Origin of the sequence: Pseudomonas chlororaphis (assembly GCF_001921865.1) — a bacterium.
Lineage (GTDB): Bacteria > Pseudomonadota > Gammaproteobacteria > Pseudomonadales > Pseudomonadaceae > Aquipseudomonas > Aquipseudomonas chlororaphis_D.
In genome coordinates this window covers 40,666-61,776 of sequence record NZ_MSCT01000021.1, presented here as the reverse complement: position 1 = coordinate 61,776, position 21,111 = coordinate 40,666, and the positions used below count along the sequence as shown (strand labels likewise).

At 59.3% G+C, this 21,111-nt stretch carries 19 protein-coding genes, 2 tRNA genes and 1 rRNA gene; 12 read left to right on the top strand and 10 right to left on the bottom strand.

What is annotated here, in order from left to right; all coding sequences use genetic code 11:
• Nucleotides 1-55 precede the first annotated feature (55 nt).
• Nucleotides 56-1,537, top strand: coding sequence for an anthranilate synthase component I (trpE, locus tag BTN82_RS26900; protein ID WP_075122062.1), 1,482 nt, complete (start codon nt 56-58; stop codon nt 1,535-1,537).
• Nucleotides 1,538-1,605: 68 nt separating this feature from the next.
• Here the strand turns inward: trpE and estP are convergent, their stop codons facing one another.
• Nucleotides 1,606-3,516 (bottom strand): esterase EstP, encoded by a 1,911-nt coding sequence (estP, locus tag BTN82_RS26895; RefSeq protein WP_075122061.1) that lies wholly within the window; start codon nt 3,514-3,516, stop codon nt 1,606-1,608.
• 408 nt (nt 3,517-3,924) lie between these two features.
• Here estP and BTN82_RS26890 point away from each other — a divergent pair, with 408 nt between their 5' ends.
• The 4 genes from BTN82_RS26890 to BTN82_RS26875 all read left to right on the top strand — a co-directional run bounded on the left by BTN82_RS26890 (nt 3,925) and on the right by BTN82_RS26875 (nt 7,177).
• Nucleotides 3,925-4,518 carry an aminodeoxychorismate/anthranilate synthase component II gene (locus tag BTN82_RS26890; RefSeq protein ID WP_075122060.1) on the top strand — a complete coding sequence of 198 codons (594 nt, stop codon included), beginning with the start codon at nt 3,925-3,927 and terminating at the stop codon, nt 4,516-4,518.
• Nucleotides 4,519-4,527: 9 nt separating this feature from the next.
• Entirely contained in the window at nt 4,528-5,577 is a 1,050-nt protein-coding gene (gene trpD / locus BTN82_RS26885) for an anthranilate phosphoribosyltransferase (RefSeq protein WP_075122059.1), read from the top strand.
• Nucleotides 5,574-6,410, top strand: coding sequence for an indole-3-glycerol phosphate synthase TrpC (trpC, locus tag BTN82_RS26880; protein ID WP_075122058.1), 837 nt, complete (start codon nt 5,574-5,576; stop codon nt 6,408-6,410). The genes trpD and trpC overlap by 4 nt, the downstream gene beginning before the upstream one ends.
• A 65-nt stretch (nt 6,411-6,475) precedes the next feature.
• Complete coding sequence (locus BTN82_RS26875) at nt 6,476-7,177, top strand: biotin/lipoate A/B protein ligase family protein (RefSeq protein WP_075122057.1); 702 nt, start codon at nt 6,476-6,478, stop codon at nt 7,175-7,177.
• Here the strand turns inward: BTN82_RS26875 and crp are convergent.
• Nucleotides 7,174-7,818, bottom strand: coding sequence for a cAMP-activated global transcriptional regulator CRP (gene crp / locus BTN82_RS26870; RefSeq protein ID WP_075122056.1), 645 nt, complete (start codon nt 7,816-7,818; stop codon nt 7,174-7,176). The two genes, BTN82_RS26875 and crp, sit on opposite strands and share 4 nt — an antisense overlap.
• A gap of 231 nt (nt 7,819-8,049) precedes the next feature.
• Here crp and BTN82_RS26865 point away from each other — a divergent pair, with 231 nt between their 5' ends.
• Nucleotides 8,050-8,472, top strand: coding sequence for an OsmC family protein (locus BTN82_RS26865; RefSeq protein WP_009045862.1), 423 nt, complete (start codon nt 8,050-8,052; stop codon nt 8,470-8,472).
• Nucleotides 8,473-8,553: 81 nt separating this feature from the next.
• On the opposite strand, the gene coq7 is transcribed toward BTN82_RS26865, so the two are convergent.
• The 6 genes from coq7 to hemJ all read right to left on the bottom strand — a co-directional run bounded on the left by coq7 (nt 8,554) and on the right by hemJ (nt 13,045).
• Complete coding sequence (gene coq7, locus BTN82_RS26860) at nt 8,554-9,201, bottom strand: 2-polyprenyl-3-methyl-6-methoxy-1,4-benzoquinone monooxygenase (protein WP_075122055.1); 648 nt, start codon at nt 9,199-9,201, stop codon at nt 8,554-8,556.
• A 124-nt stretch (nt 9,202-9,325) separates the two neighbouring features.
• Nucleotides 9,326-9,664 carry a histidine triad nucleotide-binding protein gene (locus BTN82_RS26855; RefSeq protein ID WP_075122054.1) on the bottom strand — a complete coding sequence of 113 codons (339 nt, stop codon included), beginning with the start codon at nt 9,662-9,664 and terminating at the stop codon, nt 9,326-9,328.
• 79 nt (nt 9,665-9,743) lie between these two features.
• Nucleotides 9,744-10,532: an SDR family NAD(P)-dependent oxidoreductase gene (locus BTN82_RS26850; protein WP_075122053.1), complete on the bottom strand. Its 789-nt coding sequence runs from the start codon at nt 10,530-10,532 to the stop codon at nt 9,744-9,746.
• A gap of 128 nt (nt 10,533-10,660) precedes the next feature.
• Entirely contained in the window at nt 10,661-11,512 is an 852-nt protein-coding gene (locus BTN82_RS26845) for a DUF805 domain-containing protein (protein WP_075122052.1), read from the bottom strand.
• A 97-nt stretch (nt 11,513-11,609) separates the two neighbouring features.
• Nucleotides 11,610-12,578, bottom strand: coding sequence for an NAD(P)H-dependent flavin oxidoreductase (locus tag BTN82_RS26840; RefSeq protein ID WP_075122051.1), 969 nt, complete (start codon nt 12,576-12,578; stop codon nt 11,610-11,612).
• Between the two features lie 35 nt (nt 12,579-12,613).
• Nucleotides 12,614-13,045, bottom strand: coding sequence for a protoporphyrinogen oxidase HemJ (hemJ, locus tag BTN82_RS26835; RefSeq protein WP_075122050.1), 432 nt, complete (start codon nt 13,043-13,045; stop codon nt 12,614-12,616).
• Between the two features lie 133 nt (nt 13,046-13,178).
• On the opposite strand from hemJ, the gene argC reads away from it, so the two are divergent.
• On the top strand, nt 13,179-14,213 hold the full coding sequence (gene argC, locus BTN82_RS26830; RefSeq protein ID WP_075122049.1) for an N-acetyl-gamma-glutamyl-phosphate reductase: 1,035 nt from the start codon (nt 13,179-13,181) through the stop codon (nt 14,211-14,213).
• Nucleotides 14,214-14,378: 165 nt separating this feature from the next.
• Nucleotides 14,379-14,729 (top strand): iron-sulfur cluster insertion protein ErpA, encoded by a 351-nt coding sequence (erpA, locus tag BTN82_RS26825; protein ID WP_007906865.1) that lies wholly within the window; start codon nt 14,379-14,381, stop codon nt 14,727-14,729.
• A 66-nt stretch (nt 14,730-14,795) separates the two neighbouring features.
• Here the strand turns inward: erpA and BTN82_RS26820 are convergent, their stop codons facing one another.
• Complete coding sequence (locus BTN82_RS26820) at nt 14,796-15,887, bottom strand: anhydro-N-acetylmuramic acid kinase (RefSeq protein ID WP_075122048.1); 1,092 nt, start codon at nt 15,885-15,887, stop codon at nt 14,796-14,798.
• A 2-nt stretch (nt 15,888-15,889) separates the two neighbouring features.
• Nucleotides 15,890-17,320 carry a peptidoglycan DD-metalloendopeptidase family protein gene (locus BTN82_RS26815; protein ID WP_075122047.1) on the bottom strand — a complete coding sequence of 477 codons (1,431 nt, stop codon included), beginning with the start codon at nt 17,318-17,320 and terminating at the stop codon, nt 15,890-15,892.
• Nucleotides 17,321-17,530: 210 nt separating this feature from the next.
• On the opposite strand from BTN82_RS26815, the gene tyrS reads away from it, so the two are divergent.
• From tyrS to BTN82_RS26790, 4 genes are all read left to right on the top strand, one after another.
• Entirely contained in the window at nt 17,531-18,730 is a 1,200-nt protein-coding gene (gene tyrS / locus BTN82_RS26810) for a tyrosine--tRNA ligase (RefSeq protein ID WP_075122046.1), read from the top strand.
• A gap of 552 nt (nt 18,731-19,282) precedes the next feature.
• A 16S ribosomal RNA gene (locus BTN82_RS26800) occupies nt 19,283-20,819 on the top strand.
• Nucleotides 20,820-20,942: 123 nt separating this feature from the next.
• A tRNA-Ile gene (locus BTN82_RS26795) sits at nt 20,943-21,019 on the top strand.
• A 10-nt stretch (nt 21,020-21,029) separates the two neighbouring features.
• Nucleotides 21,030-21,105: transfer RNA gene (locus BTN82_RS26790), tRNA-Ala, on the top strand.
• Nucleotides 21,106-21,111 lie beyond the last annotated feature (6 nt).

Sequence of the window (21,111 nt, the reverse complement as noted above, 5' to 3'; positions counted from 1 at the left end):
ACTTCCGGCGCGTTTGCATACCTGACTGTTAGAACCTCAAGCCACGAGGCACATCATGATCCGCGAAGAATTCCTGCGTTTGGCCGCTGCCGGCTACAACCGCATCCCGCTTGCCTGCGAAACCCTGGCCGACTTCGACACGCCGCTGTCGATCTACCTGAAACTGGCCGACCAGCCCAACTCCTACCTGTTGGAGTCGGTGCAGGGCGGCGAGAAGTGGGGGCGTTATTCGATCATCGGCCTGCCGTGCCGCACTGTGTTGCGGGTGCATGGCCACCAGGTCAGCGTGACCTACGACGGCGTCGAGATCGAAAGCCATGAAGTGGCTGATCCGCTGGCGTTCGTCGAAGCCTTCAAGGCCCGCTACCAGGTGCCGACCATCGCCGGCTTGCCGCGTTTCAACGGCGGCCTGGTCGGCTACTTCGGTTATGACTGTGTGCGCTACGTGGAACCGCGCCTGGGCAAATGCCCGAACCCGGACCCGATCGGCGTACCGGACATTCTGCTGATGGTCTCCGATGCAGTGGTGGTGTTCGATAACCTCGCGGGCAAGATGCACGCCATCGTGCTGGCCGACCCGTCCCAGGACAATGCCTTCGAGCAGGGCCAGGCGCAGTTGCAGGCGTTGCTGGAGAAGCTGCGCCAGCCGATCACCCCGCGTCGCGGCCTGGATTTCAGCCGGCAGCAGGCGGCCGAGCCGGTGTTCCGCTCCAGCTTCACCCAGGCCGACTACGAGCGTGCCGTCGATACCATCAAGGAGTACATCCTGGCGGGCGACTGCATGCAGGTGGTGCCGTCGCAGCGCATGTCCATCGACTTCAAGGCCGCGCCGATCGACCTGTATCGCGCGTTGCGTTGCTTCAATCCGACGCCTTACATGTACTTCTTCAACTTCGGCGACTTCCATGTCGTCGGCAGTTCGCCGGAAGTGCTGGTACGGGTCGAAGACAACCTGATCACCGTGCGGCCGATTGCCGGCACCCGTCCGCGGGGCGCCAGCGAAGAAGCCGACCGGGCGCTGGAAGAGGACTTGCTGTCCGACGACAAGGAAATCGCCGAGCACCTGATGTTGATCGACCTGGGGCGCAACGACACTGGCCGGGTTTCCGAAATCGGTTCGGTGAAGCTCACCGAGAAGATGGTGATCGAGCGTTATTCCAACGTGATGCACATCGTTTCCAACGTCACGGGTCAACTGAAGGCTGGGCTGACGGCGATGGACGCGCTGCGGGCGATTCTGCCGGCGGGCACCTTGTCCGGCGCGCCGAAGATCCGCGCGATGGAAATCATCGACGAGCTGGAACCGGTCAAGCGCGGCGTATACGGCGGGGCGGTGGGTTACTTCGCCTGGAACGGCAATATGGATACGGCCATTGCCATTCGCACGGCGGTGATCAAGAACGGCGAACTGCATGTGCAGGCCGGTGGCGGCATCGTCGCTGACTCGGTACCGGCGCTGGAGTGGGAAGAAACCCTGAACAAGCGTCGTGCCATGTTCCGCGCGGTGGCTTTGGCCGAGCAGGCCCCCGACAGCTGAGCCCGGATAACGGCCCGTAAAAAAACGCTGCCTCCTTGCGGAGGCAGCGTTTTTTATTGCCGACGATGCTAGAAGTCGAGGCTGACCCCGACATTGATGCCCTGTTGGGTGAAGTCGTCGTCCTTGCGGATGTTGTAGCTGGCACGCAACGCCAGATCCCGGGTGAGCTTGTGGCTGACCCCGAGGTTCAGGCGGTTCAGGTTGGTTTGCGGGGTGTAGCCTTCCAGCGTGTAGTGGTTGTCCGGCAGGCTGTTGAGGGCCATGGTCAGCTTCTGGGTATCGTCCTCGTATTCCTTTTCGTGGGCGACTTCGCCGAACACTTGGGTCTGCGGGGTGATCTGGTACTTGCCCTGCAGGCCGATGCCCAGGCGCCGGGAGCTGCGCTTCTGGTCATCGTAGGTCAGGGCGGTGGCGTCGTTGCCATCCTCGGAGTAGCCGTCGACCTTGACCCGCGCATAGTCGGCGCTGACGAACGGCGACAAGTGCCAGGGGCTGCTCGCCTGCTGGGCGATGTCGTAGCCCACGCGTGCGCTGAAGGCCAGGACGTCACCGCTGGTATCGCCTTTTTCCCCGCGTTCGTTGGCGCCCAGGTCGAACTTGCGCTTGAGGTTGTCGTAGTCCAGGTGCCCGGCAGTGGCTGCCGCGTCGGCCCACCAGCGGTTTTGCTGGTACTGGACGAAGGCGGTGCCCAGGTAGGTGTTGAGTTTGTAGTCCGAGTCGTTGTTGCCCGCCTCGAGCTTCTGCCGATAGGCGCCGGCCAGCACGCCGACGCGCCAGGCCTCGTTGAGCCGGTAGCTGCCGCCGACATTCAGGTTGAAGCCGTTGCCGTCGGCGCTGGCCCCGCTGCGTTGGCTGTCGAAGTCCTGGTGCTGGCCGCCGCCGGCGACAATGGCCCGCCATTGGCCGACGCCTTGCCAGTTCTCCCAGTCGGCTTGCCACTGGTTGCGCAATTCATCCTGATGCGCGCGCAGGGTGCCGTGGGCCATTTCCGGGAGCAGGGTGATTTCCCAGGGCGCCGCCAATAGGGAATAGGCGTAATCGGCGATCAGCCGCTGCCCCGCCTCGGTCGGATGGACCGAGTCGTTGTAGATCAGCTTGGTCGGGTCGGGGGTGGCGCTGTTGATGCCGTAACGGGCGTTTTCCGTGCAGCCGCTGCCGCTGAAACAGGTGGCGGTGAGGTTCTGGTCGGTGGCGAGGCCAAACTGCGCCGGGTTGGCGAAGGCTTCCTTCAAGAGCACGGGAATATTCAGGGGGATGACCTCGGCATCGACCGTCTGCAGTTGCCGCACCAGCTCGGTATTGAATTGAGCACTGAGCTGGGAGGTAAACGCCTGAAGCGGGCTGCCGTTGATCGCCGGGGTCAGGCCGATATCCGGCAACAGCCAGACCATGATGTAGCGGGCGCCCGCCTGTTGCAGGGTCTGCACGCTGTCGACCAGGCGGCCGGCCGCGGCGCTGGCCTGGTCGAGGCTGGTAACACGGCCCTGGAGGAAGTCGTTGCCACCGCCGGACAGGTAGTACAGGGCGTTCGGGTCGGCGCGCAAATTATTGGCCACCAGATAACCCGGGCGGCTGCGATCGCCGGCAGTCGAGGTGGTGGTGATCGAGTCGAGGATCTGGTCGGTGCGATACCCCCCGACCGCCCAGTTGTTGCCATCGGGCAGGCCTTCGCTGGCGCGAGTGGCGGAGGTCGAGGCGGCGGTCTGGTCGGCGGAGAACCCTAGCTTGCCGCCGAGGATCTGGGTCGAGTTGGCGGAGCGGACTTCCCCGCTGCCATCCAGGTAGACCGGGCCCGTACGGTTGGTAAAGCGCTGGGTTGCGCCGGCGGGGCCGCCGGGGTCGGCAAATTGCCCGGCATCGTTGAGGCTGTCGCCAAACACGATAAAGCTGGAGTAAGGGGACGGCGCGGCGATTGCCTGGGCGCAGGCCAGGGACAAGAGACTGCTGGCAAGCGGGACGAACAATTTCTGTCTGAGCATAAGGAAGTCCGTTTTATTTATTTTTGTATTGAACGAGACGACAGTACCAAAAACTTTTGTACATCAGCTATGGCAAAAGGCCGCATCGCTTGTTTATCCGGGCGCAGGCCGCGCCATATTGCACGCTCTGCTCAGCTAAGTTACTGTGCCTGAACGTATGAATGAGACCTTCCCCGTGTTGATCGTCAGCAAACTCTTGATGCGAGTTGTTAAGGCCCACGCCCGTTGGCGTTGGCGCGCCTGACTGTTCTCTGCCGGCTTGGCCGGACCTGTACCGTTTCGCCTTCTTTAGCCCTGTTTGATTCCGCTTGTGCGGGTTGAGTGATTGCAACCTGCGGCGGGCGTATCAGCGGGCATTCCACTGAAGGCTGTATTAAAAGTCAGTGAATTCAAGAGGTTGTAATCCCCATGTTGCTGATGATCGATAACTACGACTCCTTTACCTATAACGTTGTGCAATACCTTGGCGAGCTGGGTGCCGAGGTCAAGGTGGTGCGCAACGACGAACTGACCGTGGCTGAAATCGAAGCGCTCAAACCTGAGCGGATCGTCGTGTCGCCCGGTCCTTGCACGCCGACCGAGGCCGGTGTGTCTATCGAGGCAATCAAGCATTTCGCCGGTAAGCTGCCGATCCTCGGCGTCTGCCTGGGCCACCAGTCCATTGGCCAGGCCTTTGGCGGCGACGTGGTGCGGGCGCGGCAGGTGATGCACGGTAAGACTAGCCCGGTATTTCACCAGGACAAGGGCGTATTCGCCGGCCTGAACCATCCGCTGACCGTGACCCGTTACCACTCCCTGGTGGTCAAGCGCGAGACCTTGCCAGACTGCCTCGAGCTGACCGCCTGGACCCAGCTGGAAGACGGCTCCGTCGACGAGATCATGGGGCTGCGCCACAAGACGCTGAACATCGAGGGTGTGCAGTTTCATCCCGAGTCTATTCTCACCGAGCAGGGCCACGAGCTGTTCGCCAACTTCCTCAAACAGAGCGGCGGCACGCGCTAAGGACTTTCCATGGATATCAAGACTGCCCTGAGCCGTATCGTCGGCCATCTCGATCTGAGCACCGAGGAAATGCGCGACGTCATGCGCGAAATCATGACCGGCCAGTGTACCGATGCACAGATTGGCGCCTTCATGATGGCCATGCGTATGAAAAGCGAAAGCATCGACGAAATCGTCGGTGCCGTTTCGGTCATGCGTGAGCTGGCGGACAAGGTCGAGCTGAACACCCTCGACGGCGTCGTCGATGTGGTTGGCACCGGCGGTGACGGAGCGAACATCTTCAACGTGTCCACGGCGTCGTCCTTTGTGGTTGCAGCCGCCGGTTGCACGGTGGCCAAGCACGGTAACCGCGCGGTGTCCGGAAAGAGCGGCAGTGCCGACTTGCTCGAAGCCGCCGGCATCTACCTGAACCTGACACCGGTACAAGTGGCTCGCTGCATCGACAACGTCGGCATCGGCTTCATGTTCGCCCAGTCCCATCATGGGGCGATGAAGTACGCCGCCGGCCCGCGCCGCGATCTCGGCCTGCGCACCCTGTTCAACATGCTTGGCCCGCTTACGAATCCGGCCGGCGTGAAACATCAGGTGGTGGGTGTGTTCACCCAGGCGTTGTGCCGGCCATTGGCCGAGGTTTTGCAACGTCTGGGCAGCAAGCATGTGCTGGTGGTGCATTCGCAGGATGGCCTGGACGAATTCAGCCTCGCGGCACCGACCTATGTGGCTGAGCTGAAAAACGATGAAATCACTGAGTACTGGGTCCAGCCTGAAGACCTCGGTATCAAGAGCCAGAGTCTGTTCGGCCTGGTGGTCGAAAGTCCGGCGGCGTCGCTCGAACTGATTCGCGATGCCCTGGGGCGGCGCAAGACCGAGCATGGGCAGAAGGCGGCGGAGATGATTGTGCTCAATGCCGGTGCCGCGCTCTATGCGGCGGATCACGCCAGCAGCCTGAAAGAAGGCGTGGCCCTGGCCCATGATGCTTTGCACACGGGGTTGGCCCGCGAGAAACTCGAGGAGCTGGGCGCCTTTACCGCGGTATTCAAGCAGGAGAACGAAGGATGAGTGTGCCGACGGTTCTGGAAAAGATCCTCGCCCGCAAGGTCGAGGAAGTGGCTGAGCGTCGCGCGCGGGTCAGTCTGGCCGAGCTCGAGGTCCTGGCCCGCTCCGCGGATGCGCCGCGCGGCTTCGCCAAGGCATTGCTCGACCAGGCCAAGCTCAAGCAGCCAGCGGTGATTGCCGAAATCAAGAAGGCTTCGCCGAGCAAGGGCGTGATCCGTGAGCATTTCGTGCCGGCGGAAATCGCCAAAAGCTACGAAAAGGGCGGGGCGACCTGCCTGTCGGTACTCACCGACATCGATTATTTCCAGGGTGCCGATGCCTACCTGCAACAGGCACGTGCCGCGTGCTCGCTGCCGGTGATTCGCAAGGACTTCATGATCGATCCCTACCAGATCGTCGAAGCCCGTGCCCTGGGCGCCGATTGTGTGCTGCTGATCGTGTCTGCGCTGGACGATGCGCGGATGGCCGAGTTGGCGGCGGTAGCCAAAGGCGTGGGGCTCGATGTGTTGGTCGAGGTACACGACGGCGACGAGCTGCAGCGTGCCCTGAAAACCCTCGACACGCCGCTGGTCGGCATCAACAATCGCAACCTGCACACCTTTGATGTCAGCCTGGAGACTACCCTCGATCTGTTGCCGCGTATTCCGCGCGATCGCCTGGTAATCACCGAGAGCGGTATCCTCAATCGGGCCGATGTCGAGCTGATGGAAATCAGCGATGTGTATTCCTTCCTGGTGGGCGAGGCGTTCATGCGGGCCGAAAGCCCTGGTCTGGAGCTGCAACGCCTGTTCTTCCCGGAGCGGGGCGTGCCGGTGAGCGGTTCGACCCTGGATTGAACCTGAGTTGATGAAAAAGCCGGCGTTGCCGGCTTTTTCATACCTATCGCAAAGGATTTTCTGTCATGACCCAGCCTCTTTCCCTGACCGTCGAAGCCGGCCTGCAAGCCGAACAGGATTTGCTCGCCCAGGTTTGCAGCGGCGACCAGGACTACGGCTTGTTGTTCTGGCAGCCCAGCGATAGAGCGCTGGTCATGCCGCGCCGCTTGAGCCGGTTACCGGGATTCGAGCAGGCCTGCGACGTACTGGCTGCCAGCGGCTGGCCGGTGTTGCTACGCGAGACTGGCGGCGAGCCGGTGCCGCAGTCGGCGGCGACGGTCAATATCGCGCTGGTCTATGCACCGCCTCGCAGCGAGGGCGACCAGAACCGGATCGAGACTGGCTACCAGCGTTTATGCCAACCGATCTGCGACCTGCTCACCGAGCTAGGAGGCGAACCCTCCTTGGGCGAAGTCGAGGGCGCCTTCTGCGACGGCCGGTTCAACGTCAATCTCAGCGGGCGCAAGATGGTCGGTACGGCCCAGCGCTGGCGCCAGAGCAGGGGTGGGACGCGCCCTGTCGGGTTGGTGCACGGAGCGTTGTTGTTGGATGACGAGCGGGAAACCATGGTGGCCGCGGTCAATCGATTCAACCAGGCCTGTGGCCTGGAGCAACGCTGCCGCGCCGAGAGTCATATCGCCTTGCACGAGGCATTCGCCGCACCGGATGCCATTCCGCGCCTGGATGCCTTGTACCGGCAGATGCTGGCGCAGGTCCTGGCGCCTTAGCGAGTGCCGAACACCACCATGGTCTTGCCTTTGACATGCACCAGGTTGCGCTCCTCGAGGTCCTTGAGCACCCGGCCGACCATCTCTCGCGAGCAGCCGACGATCCGCCCGATTTCCTGACGCGTCACCTTGATCTGCATGCCGTCCGGGTGGGTCATGGCGTCCGGCTGCTTACACAGCTCGAGCAGGCAACGGGCTACTCGCCCAGTGACGTCGAAGAACGCCAGGTCGCCGACCTTGCGGGTGGTGTTGCGCAGGCGCTGGGCGATCTGGCCGCTGAGCACATAGAGAATGTCCGGGTCCTGCTGGGACAGCTCGCGGAATTTCGCATAGCTGATCTCCGCGACTTCGCATTCGACCTTGGCCCGTACCCAGGCGCTGCGTTGCTGCTCGTGCCCGGCTTGTTCGAACAGGCCCAGCTCGCCGAAAAAATCCCCGGCATTGAGGTAAGCAATGATCATTTCCCGACCGTCGTCGTCTTCGATCAGGATGGTGACCGAACCTCTGATGATGAAGAACAGCGTGTCCGACTGGTCGCCGGCGCAAATGATGTTGCTCTTGGCCTGGTAGCGGCGGCGCTGGCAGTGCATCAACAGCTTGTCGAGGTTCTTGATCTTGGGTGTAGGGGCAATAGCAACCATGGTTGTATCCCGAAAAGACAGCACGGTGTGATTTGGTTTTTTTATGGGGCGTTCAAGCAAGATTGCCAACAGCTGGCAATGCGCCAGTGATTTGGCGTCAGCTTAACAGACACATCCTTCAGTTAATTAAGAATTTTCCTATTATCAGGCGCTGCCGAAACAGCCAAAGCGCTGCCATCTAGGGCCCCTGTGCTAAGCTGGCGACCTTTTTTCAGCAGTGGAGTCTTGGCGATGAAGGCACGCATCCAATGGGCTGGCGAAGCCATGTTCCTCGGGGAATCGGGCAGCGGTCACGTGGTGGTAATGGATGGTCCGCCGGAAGCCGGTGGGCGTAACCTGGGCGTGCGTCCAATGGAAATGCTCCTGCTCGGTGTGGGCGGTTGCAGCAACTTCGACGTGGTCAGCATCCTGAAGAAGTCCCGCCAGGCCGTTGAAAGCTGCGAAGCCTTCCTCGACGCCGAGCGCGCCACCGAAGATCCCAAGGTTTTCACCAAGATCCACATGCACTTTGTGGTCAAGGGGCGCGGTTTGAAAGAGGCGCAGGTCAAGCGCGCGATCGAGTTGTCGGCGGAAAAGTACTGCTCGGCGTCGATCATGCTCGGCGCGGCCGGTGTCGCGATCACTCACGATTACGAAATCGTCGAACTCGGTTGAGTCGCCATTCTGTCCTGCGGGATTCGCGATACAAAAAAAGGCGCTGAAAAGCGCCCTTTTTTTGCCTGCGATGTGTCTCGCTCAGATACGGTAGGTGCTTTTGGTCATGACCTTGGCCAGCAGGCTCATGCCGAATTTCACCGGAGCCGGGAAGCGGAAACCGCCAGCATCCAGGGCGCTTTCGGCATGTTGCGCTTCGTCGATACGCATCTGTTCGAGAATCGCCCGGGACTTTTCGTCTTCGGCCGGCAATTGCTCGAGGTGTTCGTTGAGGTGTTTGCACACCTGATCTTCAGTGGCGGCTACAAAACCCAGGCTGACCTTGTCGCTGATCAGCCCGGCGACTGCACCGATGCCGAACGACATGCCGTAAAACAACGGGTTGAGTACGCTGGGGTGGCTGCCCAGCTGGCGAATGCGTTGTTCGCACCAGGCCAAGTGATCGATTTCTTCTTCCGCGGCGTGCTCCATGGCGGCGCGAACCTGCGGCAGCTTGGCGGTCAGCGCCTGCCCTTGATACAGCGCCTGGGCACAGACTTCACCGGTATGGTTGATACGCATCAGACCGGCGACATGCTTGGTGTCCTCTTCGCTCATCTGTACATCCGGCTGCACGATGGCAGGGGAAGGGCGATAAGGCTGGCCGCTGAAGGGCAGCAAGGTGCGCATTGCCGTGTCTGCCTGCAGCAGTAGACGGTCAATCGGCGAGTAGTGACGTTGGGTAGTCATGCTTACCTCCGGGAAGAATCACGGCGGCCAGTTTACCCCAATCGATGGGGAGAGGCCTGCGCTGGATCAGCACACTCCCGGCAACGCTGGCGAGGAGTGTGCTGTCGCGCTCATTGCTGGGAGGTCAGCCCGGAGGCCAGTGCATCTGACGCTGCCCCAGGACGTGCATATGAATGTGATACACGGTCTGGCCGCCGAGTTCATTGCAGTTCATGACCACGCGAAAGCCGTCCTCGCAACCCAGTTCCTTGGCCAGGCGCTGGGCGGTGAACAGGATATGCCCGGCCAGCAGCTTGTCGTCTTCGGTCAGGTCGTTGAGGGTGCGTACCGGTTTTTTCGGGATCACCAGAAAATGCACGGGCGCTTGTGGGGCGATATCGTGGAAGGCCAGAACCTGGTCGTCCTCGTAGATTATCTTCGCGGGTATTTCCCGGTTGATGATCTTAGTGAACAGAGTATCCACAGCTGTTTCTCCGTTGTGTTGGTCCGGGCTGAGTGTACTCAGGCTTGCTGAGTGCGCCCAGTCTTGGGTAGTTGCCAGGTCAGCGCGGGCAATAGGCCTTGTTGAGGGCGCCGGAAATCTTTCGGGTCAGCCAGCGCGAGCCCAGGCGCGGGCTGAACGCCTGCCAGCGGTTGCGGCGGCCGGGAATGATGATGGCGCGGTTCTTTTCCAGGGCGCGCACGGTGTACAGCGCGACCTCCTCCGGGCTCATCAGCCGTTTGCTGTCGTTCAGTTTCTCGCTGTTCAGTTGCGCAGTGTCGAAGAACCCGGTGCGGGTCGGACCCGGGCAGAGCACGGAAACCTTCACCGCATTCTTTTTCAGTTCCTCGCGCAGGCCTTCGGAGAAGTGCAATACATAAGCCTTGCTGGCGTAGTAAGTGCTCATCCAGGGGCCGGGGTAGAAACCGGCGATCGAGGCCACATTGAGGATCTGTCCGCCACCGTGCAACGCCATGCTGTTGCCCAGGGCATGGCACAGCCGGGTGAGGGCGAGAATGTTCACTTCGATCAGGTCCTGTTCGGTCATCCAGTCCTGGGCGAGGAACGGACCACAGGTGCCGATGCCAGCACAGTTCACCAGCAGGTCGATCTGCCGGTCGCCTTCCTCCAGCTCCAGCAGGAACCCCGAAAGCCGCAAGGGTTCGCCCAGGTCGCAGGCACGAAACAGCACCTCTACGCCAAAACGCTGGGTCAACTCGATGGCAATGCTCTCCAGCTGATCACGCTGGCGGGCCACCAGAATCAGGCTGCGGCCGCGCCGGGCCAGTGCTTCGGCCAGGGCCAGGCCTATGCCGCTGGAAGCGCCGGTGATCAGAGCGTAACGGGTCATGCGGTTCTCCATTGCAACGGCCGGTAGCCCCTGGGTAATGCCCGGGGCAGCGGCGCGTTAATTCAATCCGATAGTCTACAGGTGGCCAAGGTCGGCTTGCTGCCTCGTTGCGTTCGCCTGTGAGTGTCCTAGACCGAGCTGAGCCCGCCAATGAAGGACAGCAGCAGGACGATGATCCACAGCGTCGCAAGCACCTTGACTCCGCCACTGTTCGGCGGTGCCGGCGGACCGTACCGATTGGCGCCGGTGTTTCCCGGCAAGGCCGCGAGCAGTAACGGAAACACCGCGTAGACAAAAGGCAGCAGGTTCAACAGCCAGAGCCAGCCCGACCAACCGAGGTCGTGCAGGCGCTGAACGGAGATAGTGATGTTCAGGTAGGCGAAGACCAGCGCCACGCCGCCCAGGAAGATCATGCCCGTGATCTGCAGGCCGTTACCGATGAGCGACGCGGCGAGGAAACCGCCGACCAGAGTGGTCACCAGTACCAGGGCCAGGGTCCAGGCAAGATAGCGCAGGCGTCCGATGCGTCCCTCGACGGTGTAGAACTTCAGCTCGCCAAATTCGGGCAGCGGCTCGCCCACTGTGGCTTGGGGCGGGGTATAGGGCGAGGTTTCCGCCTTGGCCGTGGGCTCTGGCTCCGGGGTTGGGCGTTGCCATTCGCTTGTCGTTGCGGAGGATGCCTGGGGCGAAGGCTGCGCTGGAGCTATGGGGGCAGGTGCAGGTATCGGTTGGCGGGTGCCTGGGGCAAGTTCCGCCTCGACGCGCGCGTCGATCCCGGCCTGGTTCAGCGCTGCGAGGTAAATATTCGCATCCTGCTGGGAAAGGTCGCGTTTGAGGGTGATGTTTTGTCCCTTGAACAGAGGCTCGATTGCCGTGATATCGCTTTTGAACAGCTTGGCGATTTTCTGCTTGGCATGCTCGATATCGACTCCCGGAAGCAAAGTCCCGTCAAATACGATCTTGAAACGGTCTTCGCTCATGCAGGGCTTCCTTGTCGGCTTTACAAATAGAGAGGGTCTTCAAAGGGCAATAGTTTAAGGCCAGCAATCCATTGCTGGCCAAAAAACATCTGCTGTCTCAGCGCGGCCAACGGTTTGGCAGCCGGGCAGCTGTTTCCAGCGCTGCTCGGTATTCTGCATCCAGGCGGGCGACCAGTTGGTCGACACTCGGCAAGTCATCGATTTCGCCAACGCCTTGCCCGGCCGACCAGACGGTTTTCCAGGCTTTGGCTTCGTCGCTGACTGGTTTGAGTTTCGAGCCGAAGTCGACATCGCCTTTGCCTTGCAGGGCCGCGAGATCGAAACCGGCGTTTTCCAGGCTTTGGCGCATGAAACTCGCCGGAACCCCGGAAACTGCCGCGGTGTGCACGATGTCGGCAGCCTTGGCGCTCAGTAGCATCTCCTTATAAGCCTCTGGAGCATGGCTTTCCGTGGTGCCGATAAAGCGTGTGCCGAAGTAGGCAAGGTCGGCGCCGAGCAATTGTGCAGCAAGGATCTCGTGGCCATGGTTCAGGCAACCGGCCAGCAGTAGTGTCTTGTCGAAGAACTGGCGGATTTCGGCGATCAGCGAGAACGGACTCCAGGTCCCGGCATGGCCACCGGCGCCGGCGGCTACGGCGATCAGGCCATCGACTCCGGCTTCGGCGGCTTTTTCCGCATGGCGCCGGGTGGTGACGTCATGGAAAACCAGGCCCCCATAACCATGCACCGCATCGACCAACTCTTTCACCGCGCCCAGGCTGGTGATGACGATAGGCACCTTGTGTTCGACGCAGATGGCCAGGTCAGCTTCCAGGCGGGGATTGCTGTTATGCACGATCAGGTTGACGGCGTAGGGCGCGGGATTCTCCAGTGTCGCGAGGCCCGCTTCGATTTCCTCCAGCCAGGCTTTGAAGCCACTGCTTTCGCGTTGGTTAAGAGCCGGAAAACTACCGACCACGCCATTGCGGCAGCAAGCCAGAACCAGTTGCGGATTGGAAATCAGGAACATCGGCGCAGCCACGACGGGCAAACGCAAGCGTTGTTCGAGCAGAGCGGGCAGCGACATTGGAGGTACCCCGAATAGTAACGGCTGGTTAAGAGTTAAAACGGCCGGACGACGACCAGAATTACAATAGCCATCAATAGCAGAACCGGGACTTCATTGAACCAGCGGTAAAAGACATGGCTGCGGGTGTTTTCGCCACGGGCAAAACGTTTTACCTGGGCGCCGCACATATGGTGGTAGCCGATCAGGATCACCACCAGCGTCAGCTTGGCATGCATCCAGCCACCCTGGCCGAAGTAGGCGCTGGGGTTCAGGCTCAGCAGCCAGATGCCGAAGACCAGCGTAGCGATCATTGCCGGGCCCATGATCCCGCGGTACAGCTTGCGCTCCATGATGCTGAAGCGTTCCTTGCTGATCGTGTCTTCGCTCTGGGCGTGATAGACGAACAGGCGTGGCAGGTAGAACAGGCCGGCAAACCAGCAGACCAGACTGACGATATGAAAGGCTTTGAGCCATAGATAGAGCATTTTGGTTATTCCCAGGTTCACGGTGGCGAAGATAGTAGAGGTGGAGCATCCACACGTCACCTTGATGGTTGTCGCAGGGTCTTTCGGCCCCTATTATCGACGGCTTTCCAGTGGGTTCGTTGAGGGCAGGTTTATGGTCAAGGTCGGTATCGTCGGCGGCACGGGTTACACCGGTGTCGAACTGCTGCGTCTGTTGGCGCAGCATCCGCAAGCTGAAGTGGTGGTGATCACTTCCCGATCCGAGGCTGGCCTTGCTGTCGCTGATATGTACCCGAACCTGCGCGGCCACTACGACGGCCTGGCATTCAGCGTTCCGGACATCAAGACCCTGGGGGCCTGCGATGTAGTGTTCTTCGCAACCCCCCACGGTGTCGCTCATGCCCTGGCAGGCGAGTTGCTGGCCGCGGGTACCAAGGTCATCGACCTGTCGGCAGATTTCCGTCTGCAGGACGCCGATGAATGGGCCAAATGGTACGGCCAGCCCCATGGCGCCCCCGAGTTGCTGGACGAAGCCGTTTACGGCCTGCCGGAAGTCAATCGCGAGCAGATCAAGAAGGCGCGCCTGATTGCTGTTCCGGGCTGCTACCCGACCGCTACCCAGCTCGGCTTCCTGCCGTTATTGGAGGCGGGGTTGGCAGATACTTCGCGTTTGATCGCCGACTGTAAGTCGGGTGTCAGCGGTGCTGGCCGGGGTGCCAGTGTCGGTTCGCTGTACTCCGAGACGTCGGAAAGCATGAAGGCCTATGCGGTCAAGGGGCATCGTCACTTGCCGGAGATCCGCCAGGGCCTGCGACGGGCAGCGGGCAAGGACGTGGGGCTGACGTTCGTGCCACACCTGACGCCGATGATCCGTGGTATTCACTCGACGCTGTACTCGACTGTCGTGGACAAGTCGGTGGACCTGCAGACGCTGTTCGAGAAGCGTTATGCCAACGAGCCGTTCGTGGATGTCATGCCAGCAGGCAGTCATCCTGAAACCCGCAGCGTGCGCGGCGCCAACGTATGCCGGATTGCCGTGCATCGCCCACAAGATGGCGATCTGGTGGTGGTGTTGTCGGTGATCGATAACCTGGTCAAGGGCGCCTCGGGCCAGGCGGTGCAGAACCTGAACATCCTGTTCGGGCTGGACGAGCGCCTCGGCCTGTCCCATGCCGGCATGCTGCCGTAAGGTGCTTGTCAGCTTCAGCAAAAGGCCCTTCAAGGGTCTTTTTGCATTCTGTGTCGGGCTTGGGCTTATTGATATACCGTAACAATAGTTGACCGCTTTTCTGGGAGAAGCGGATAATGCGCGTCATCACGCATTATGGCGGCGTAACGCCGGGAGATAGTCAGCATGAGCGTCGAATCCTTCACCCCCACGGCTTTGCAATTCACTCACGGTGCCGCGCACAAGGTGAAGAGCCTGGTCGATGAAGAGGGTAATGATCGCTTGAAGCTGCGCGTATTCGTTACGGGCGGCGGTTGTTCAGGGTTTCAGTACGGCTTCACTTTCGATGAGGAAGTCGCGGATGACGACACCATCGTCGAGCGCGAAGGTGTCAGCCTGGTGGTCGATCCGATGAGCTTCCAGTACCTGGCAGGTGCCGAGGTGGATTATCAGGAAGGCCTGGAAGGCTCGCGTTTCGTGATCAAGAATCCGAATGCCACCACTACTTGTGGTTGCGGTTCTTCGTTCTCGATCTGATCGCCAGTCAAGGTTTACCAGGCGCCGCAGAACTTTTGGGTTCTGCGGCGTTTTGCTGTCTGGCGTTCAGGCAGGGTAGATCGCGCCGAGCACGCGCAGGCCGCGGGCTCCGGTAACGCTGGGGCGGTTGGCGGCTATCCCTTCCAGGCAGCAATGGGCCAGCCAGGCGAATGCCATGGCCTCGACCCAGTCCGGGTCGACACCGTGGCTGGCAGTGCTGCTGACCTTGGTATTGGGCAGCAGGTTGGACAGGCGCTTCATCAGGGCGGAGTTATGAGCACCGCCGCCGCAGACCAGCAGTTCCTGAGTGTCGTTCTGCGCCGCTTGCAGCGACTCGACGATGCTCAGTGCCGTCAGCTCCAGCAGCGTTGCCTGTACATTTTCAGCGGCAAAGGCCGGCAGGCGGGCCAGATGCCCTTGCAGCCACCCCAGGTTGAACACCTCGCGGCCGGTGCTCTTTGGGCCTTGGGTGGCAAAGAATGGGTCGCTGAGCAGGGTGTGCAATAGCGTCGGTTCAACCTGGCCGCTGGCGGCCCATTGGCCGCCGCGATCGAAGTTCTCGCCTCGCCGGGCACTGATCCAGGCGTCCAGCAGGACGTTGCCAGGGCCACAATCGAAACCGGCAACCGGCTTGTCGCTTTCGATCAGGCTCAGGTTGCTGAAGCCGCCGATATTCAGGACCGCGTGTTTGCCGACGCTACGCTCAAAGAGCGCTTCATGAAAGGCGGGTACCAGTGGCGCACCTTGGCCGCCAGCCGCGACATCGCGGCTGCGGAAGTCGCTGACCACCGTAATCTCGGTCAGTTCTGTCAGCAGTGCCGGGTTACCGATCTGGACCGTAAAGCCACGGGCTGGCTCATGGCGGATGGTCTGGCCATGGCTGCCAATGGCGCGAATGTCCGCAGGCTTCAGTTGCTGTTGAGCGAGGAGGCTATGAATGCCCTGTGCGGCCAGTTTCACCCAGTTTTGCTGGGCGAGGGCGGAGCGGGCGATTTCATCGGGGCCGCTGGCGCACAAGCCAAGCAGCTCGGCACGCAGGGATTCGGGCATGGGAATGTAGTGCGTGGCGATCAGTCTGATCGCCGAGGTCTGCTCGATGAGTGCGATGTCCAGGCCATCAAGGCTGGTCCCGGACATCACACCGATATAGAGCGCCATGCTTAACGCTTGTTTGAGGCAAGCATGGTGGCTTTTTCCTGATCCATCCGGGCCATCAGCGGTTGGCTTTGCTGCAGGAAGCGTGCACGTTCTGCCTTGGCGATCGGATCGGCCATTGGTAGCTTCTGGCCCAGAGGGTCGACGTGGACACCATTGACCTGGAACTCGTAATGCAAATGCGGGCCAGTGGAAAGCCCGGTGGTGCCAATGTAGCCAATCACCTGGCCCTGCTTGACATTCCCGCCGGTTTTGACGCCTTTGGCGAAGCCTTGCATGTGACCATATAGCGTGCGGTAGGTATTGCCGTGCTGGATGATCACGGTATTGCCATATCCGCCACGACGGCCAGCCAGCAGTACCTTGCCATCACCGGCGGCCTTGATTGGTGTGCCGCGAGGGGCGGCGTAGTCGACGCCTTTGTGAGCGCGGATCTTGTTCAGGATCGGATGCTTGCGCCCCATGGAGAAGCGCGAGCTGATGCGTGCGAAATCCACCGGCGTGCGGATGAAGGCCTTGCGCATGCTATTGCCGTCAGCCGTGTAGTAGCTGCTCGAGCCTTGCTTGTTGGTGTAGCGCACAGCGGTATAGGTCTTGCCGCGATTGGTGAAGCGGGCAGAGAGGATATTACGGCTGCCGACGGCTTTGCCATTGGCAACGGTCTGCTCATAGATCACGTCGAACTCGTCGCCTGGGCGAATATCCTGAGCGAAATCGATGTCGTAACCAAAGATACTGGCCATGTCCATCGTCATGCTGTGGGACAGGCCTGCGCGCGCGGCGGATTGCGAGAGCGAGCTGTTGATCACGCCGTGCACATAGGCTGTACGTACCATCGGCTTGGCGGTGATTCGACTGAAGGCAAAGCCTTTTGGCCCTTTGGTCAGGGTGATGCTTTCCAGGTCGCTGACTTTGCTGTGCAGGTTGTTCAGCTGGCCATCTGGAGTCAGTTCAAACTCTAGCTTCTGACCACGTTTCAGCTGGCTGAACTGTTTGGCTTGCTTATCGCTGGCCAGCACTTCATGAACCAGGGTGGCGGGCAGGCCGACTTTCTCGAACAGTGTGGAAAGGGTGTCGCCCTTGGCTACTATCACTTCCCGATGATTTGGGGCTTTCTTTTCCTCTGCCACCGCCGGGGCGGGCTGCTCCTCAGTGGCTTTCGCAGTATTGGCGGTGTCTTCAGGGCTGTTTGCGATTTGCGCGAACGGGGATGCCGCGGCTTCATTTGTGGCTTGTACTGCGTCGGCGTCGTCTTGATCTTGTGTCAGTTGCTCGACCGGGCTTTCCAGATCAAGGCTCAGAGTTGTTCTTTTGGCTTCTACGTCGCTGGAAGGAAATACCAGGAGCGCCAGGCTGAGGAGGGCTGCGATACCACTTGCGGCGAGCAGGTGGGTCTTCGGATAAAGCGGCGGGGCTTTAGGCGGTTCTGAGGTCATAAGTAATTTGACTTTGAAAAAGATGAATTGGAAAAGATGAATGACATGATGAAGATGAAATAACTGTATAAAATATAACCAAATCATCTCTTAAGCAAGCCTGCGGACGTCCTGTTCGTGGAAAGCCGTCCGTACGCCGGGCAAAACTTGTAATTAGGCTCTGATCTTGTATCGTTAGTTCCCTTTGAATCTGAGCCTTGCGGGTCTGTTATGAAGTCGGTTGAAGAGCAGCTAGCGCTGATCAAACGTGGTGCTGAAGAGTTGTTGGTCGAGTCCGAGCTGATCGAAAAGCTCAAGCGCGGTCAGCCGCTGCGTATTAAGGCTGGCTTCGACCCGACGGCGCCGGATCTGCACCTGGGTCATACCGTGCTTATTAATAAGCTGCGCCAATTCCAGGAGCTGGGTCATCACGTGATCTTCCTGATTGGCGACTTCACCGGGATGATCGGAGATCCGAGTGGCAAGAGTGCAACCCGTCCGCCGCTGACTCGCGAGCAAGTGCTCGACAATGCCGAGACTTACAAAAGCCAGGTATTCAAGATTCTTGATCCGGCGAAAACCGAGGTCGCCTTCAACTCCACTTGGATGGACAAGATGGGGCCTGCGGATTTCATTCGCCTGACGTCCCAATACACTGTCGCTCGTATGCTTGAGCGTGATGACTTCGATAAGCGCTACTCCACCAATCAGCCGATCGCCATTCACGAGTTTCTCTACCCACTGGTGCAAGGCTATGACTCGGTGGCGCTGCGTGCCGACGTGGAGCTAGGTGGTACCGATCAGAAGTTCAATCTGTTGATGGGGCGTGAATTGCAGCGCGGTTATGGGCAGGAGGCTCAATGCATTCTGACCATGCCGCTGCTCGAGGGCTTGGATGGTGTTAAGAAGATGTCCAAGTCGCTGGGTAACTATGTTGGCATCCAGGAAGCTCCGGGCGTCATGTATGGCAAGCTAGTATCCATTCCCGATGCCTTGATGTGGCGCTACTTTGAGCTGCTGAGCTTTCGTTCGATGGATGAGATCCTTTCCTTCAAGTCTGATGTCGAGGCGGGCGCCAATCCGCGCGATATCAAGATCAAGCTGGCGGAAGAGATTGTTGCGCGTTTCCATGGTGAGGAGGCAGCGGCGAATGCTCATCGTGCGGCGGGTAATCGCATGAAGGATGGTGAGCTTCCAGATGATTTGCCTGAGATCGAGCTGTCTGCGGCTGAAGATATGCCAATCGCGGCTGTCCTTAATAAGGCTGGTCTGGTGAAGAACTCGGCGGTGGCGCGTGATCTGCTTGGTTCTGGCGGTGTGCGTATTGATGGTGAGGTGGTTGAGCGTTCCTTTATATGGGCGCTTGGTTCGACTCATGTTTGCCAGGCCGGTAAGAAGGCTTTTGCGCGTATCACGCTCAAATCCGAATAAAATTGAAAATAGGTGTTGACGGCGAATTTTATCTCTCTATAATTCGCCCCACTTCCGGCGCAGTCGAAACGGAAAACTCCTTGAGATTCAAAGAGTTACGCGGTTTTCGACAGCGGTTGCGCTTCAGTTCATCGAAGCCTGAAGGAGTTGATAAGGCAGTCAGTTTTCGCCTTGTTAACGATTCGATCGTCTCGGTCGAAAGCGGAGAAAAAGAGGTGTTGACAACAGTGTGTAACGCTGTAGAATTCGCCTCCCGCTGACGAGAGATCGGAAGCGCAAGTGGTTGAAGTTGTTGAGGAAATCTTCAAAAACTTCTGAAAATAATCACTTGACAGCAAATGAGGCTGCTGTAGAATGCGCGCCTCGGTTGAGACGAAAGACTTAACCAACCGCTCTTTAACAACTGAATCAAGCAATTCGTGTGGGTGCTTGTGGAGTCAGACTGATAGTCAGAAAGATTATCAGCATCACAAGTTACTCCGCGAGAAATCAAAGATGTAACCAACGATTGCTGAGCCAAGTTTAGGGTTTTCTCAAAACCCAAAGATGTTTGAACTGAAGAGTTTGATCATGGCTCAGATTGAACGCTGGCGGCAGGCCTAACACATGCAAGTCGAGCGGTAGAGAGAAGCTTGCTTCTCTTGAGAGCGGCGGACGGGTGAGTAATGCCTAGGAATCTGCCTGGTAGTGGGGGATAACGTTCGGAAACGGACGCTAATACCGCATACGTCCTACGGGAGAAAGCAGGGGACCTTCGGGCCTTGCGCTATCAGATGAGCCTAGGTCGGATTAGCTAGTTGGTGAGGTAATGGCTCACCAAGGCGACGATCCGTAACTGGTCTGAGAGGATGATCAGTCACACTGGAACTGAGACACGGTCCAGACTCCTACGGGAGGCAGCAGTGGGGAATATTGGACAATGGGCGAAAGCCTGATCCAGCCATGCCGCGTGTGTGAAGAAGGTCTTCGGATTGTAAAGCACTTTAAGTTGGGAGGAAGGGTACTTACCTAATACGTGAGTATTTTGACGTTACCGACAGAATAAGCACCGGCTAACTCTGTGCCAGCAGCCGCGGTAATACAGAGGGTGCAAGCGTTAATCGGAATTACTGGGCGTAAAGCGCGCGTAGGTGGTTCGTTAAGTTGGATGTGAAATCCCCGGGCTCAACCTGGGAACTGCATCCAAAACTGGCGAGCTAGAGTATGGTAGAGGGTGGTGGAATTTCCTGTGTAGCGGTGAAATGCGTAGATATAGGAAGGAACACCAGTGGCGAAGGCGACCACCTGGACTGATACTGACACTGAGGTGCGAAAGCGTGGGGAGCAAACAGGATTAGATACCCTGGTAGTCCACGCCGTAAACGATGTCAACTAGCCGTTGGGAGCCTTGAGCTCTTAGTGGCGCAGCTAACGCATTAAGTTGACCGCCTGGGGAGTACGGCCGCAAGGTTAAAACTCAAATGAATTGACGGGGGCCCGCACAAGCGGTGGAGCATGTGGTTTAATTCGAAGCAACGCGAAGAACCTTACCAGGCCTTGACATCCAATGAACTTTCTAGAGATAGATTGGTGCCTTCGGGAACATTGAGACAGGTGCTGCATGGCTGTCGTCAGCTCGTGTCGTGAGATGTTGGGTTAAGTCCCGTAACGAGCGCAACCCTTGTCCTTAGTTACCAGCACGTAATGGTGGGCACTCTAAGGAGACTGCCGGTGACAAACCGGAGGAAGGTGGGGATGACGTCAAGTCATCATGGCCCTTACGGCCTGGGCTACACACGTGCTACAATGGTCGGTACAAAGGGTTGCCAAGCCGCGAGGTGGAGCTAATCCCATAAAACCGATCGTAGTCCGGATCGCAGTCTGCAACTCGACTGCGTGAAGTCGGAATCGCTAGTAATCGCGAATCAGAATGTCGCGGTGAATACGTTCCCGGGCCTTGTACACACCGCCCGTCACACCATGGGAGTGGGTTGCACCAGAAGTAGCTAGTCTAACCTTCGGGAGGACGGTTACCACGGTGTGATTCATGACTGGGGTGAAGTCGTAACAAGGTAGCCGTAGGGGAACCTGCGGCTGGATCACCTCCTTAATCGACGACATCAGCTGCTTCATAAGCTCCCACACGAATTGCTTGATTCATTGAAGAAGACGATAGAAGCAGCTTTAAGCTCCAAGCTGATAGCTCCAAGCTAACAGTTACAAGCTCGAAATTGGGTCTGTAGCTCAGTTGGTTAGAGCGCACCCCTGATAAGGGTGAGGTCGGCAGTTCGAATCTGCCCAGACCCACCAATTTTGTTATGGGGCCATAGCTCAGCTGGGAGAGCGCCTGCCTTGCACGCAGGAGGTCAGCGGTTCGATCCCGCTTGGCTCCACCATAAACT

Coding starts and splice junctions, on each gene's coding strand:
- trpE (WP_075122062.1), top strand. CDS start 56: ATGATCCGCGAAGAATTCCTGCGTTTGGCCGCTGCCGGCTACAACCGC.
- estP (WP_075122061.1), bottom strand. CDS start 3,516: ATGCTCAGACAGAAATTGTTCGTCCCGCTTGCCAGCAGTCTCTTGTCC.
- BTN82_RS26890 (WP_075122060.1), top strand. CDS start 3,925: ATGTTGCTGATGATCGATAACTACGACTCCTTTACCTATAACGTTGTG.
- trpD (WP_075122059.1), top strand. CDS start 4,528: ATGGATATCAAGACTGCCCTGAGCCGTATCGTCGGCCATCTCGATCTG.
- trpC (WP_075122058.1), top strand. CDS start 5,574: ATGAGTGTGCCGACGGTTCTGGAAAAGATCCTCGCCCGCAAGGTCGAG.
- BTN82_RS26875 (WP_075122057.1), top strand. CDS start 6,476: ATGACCCAGCCTCTTTCCCTGACCGTCGAAGCCGGCCTGCAAGCCGAA.
- crp (WP_075122056.1), bottom strand. CDS start 7,818: ATGGTTGCTATTGCCCCTACACCCAAGATCAAGAACCTCGACAAGCTG.
- BTN82_RS26865 (WP_009045862.1), top strand. CDS start 8,050: ATGAAGGCACGCATCCAATGGGCTGGCGAAGCCATGTTCCTCGGGGAA.
- coq7 (WP_075122055.1), bottom strand. CDS start 9,201: ATGACTACCCAACGTCACTACTCGCCGATTGACCGTCTACTGCTGCAG.
- BTN82_RS26850 (WP_075122053.1), bottom strand. CDS start 10,532: ATGACCCGTTACGCTCTGATCACCGGCGCTTCCAGCGGCATAGGCCTG.
- BTN82_RS26845 (WP_075122052.1), bottom strand. CDS start 11,512: ATGAGCGAAGACCGTTTCAAGATCGTATTTGACGGGACTTTGCTTCCG.
- BTN82_RS26840 (WP_075122051.1), bottom strand. CDS start 12,578: ATGTCGCTGCCCGCTCTGCTCGAACAACGCTTGCGTTTGCCCGTCGTG.
- hemJ (WP_075122050.1), bottom strand. CDS start 13,045: ATGCTCTATCTATGGCTCAAAGCCTTTCATATCGTCAGTCTGGTCTGC.
- argC (WP_075122049.1), top strand. CDS start 13,179: ATGGTCAAGGTCGGTATCGTCGGCGGCACGGGTTACACCGGTGTCGAA.
- erpA (WP_007906865.1), top strand. CDS start 14,379: ATGAGCGTCGAATCCTTCACCCCCACGGCTTTGCAATTCACTCACGGT.
- BTN82_RS26820 (WP_075122048.1), bottom strand. CDS start 15,887: ATGGCGCTCTATATCGGTGTGATGTCCGGGACCAGCCTTGATGGCCTG.
- BTN82_RS26815 (WP_075122047.1), bottom strand. CDS start 17,320: ATGACCTCAGAACCGCCTAAAGCCCCGCCGCTTTATCCGAAGACCCAC.
- tyrS (WP_075122046.1), top strand. CDS start 17,531: ATGAAGTCGGTTGAAGAGCAGCTAGCGCTGATCAAACGTGGTGCTGAA.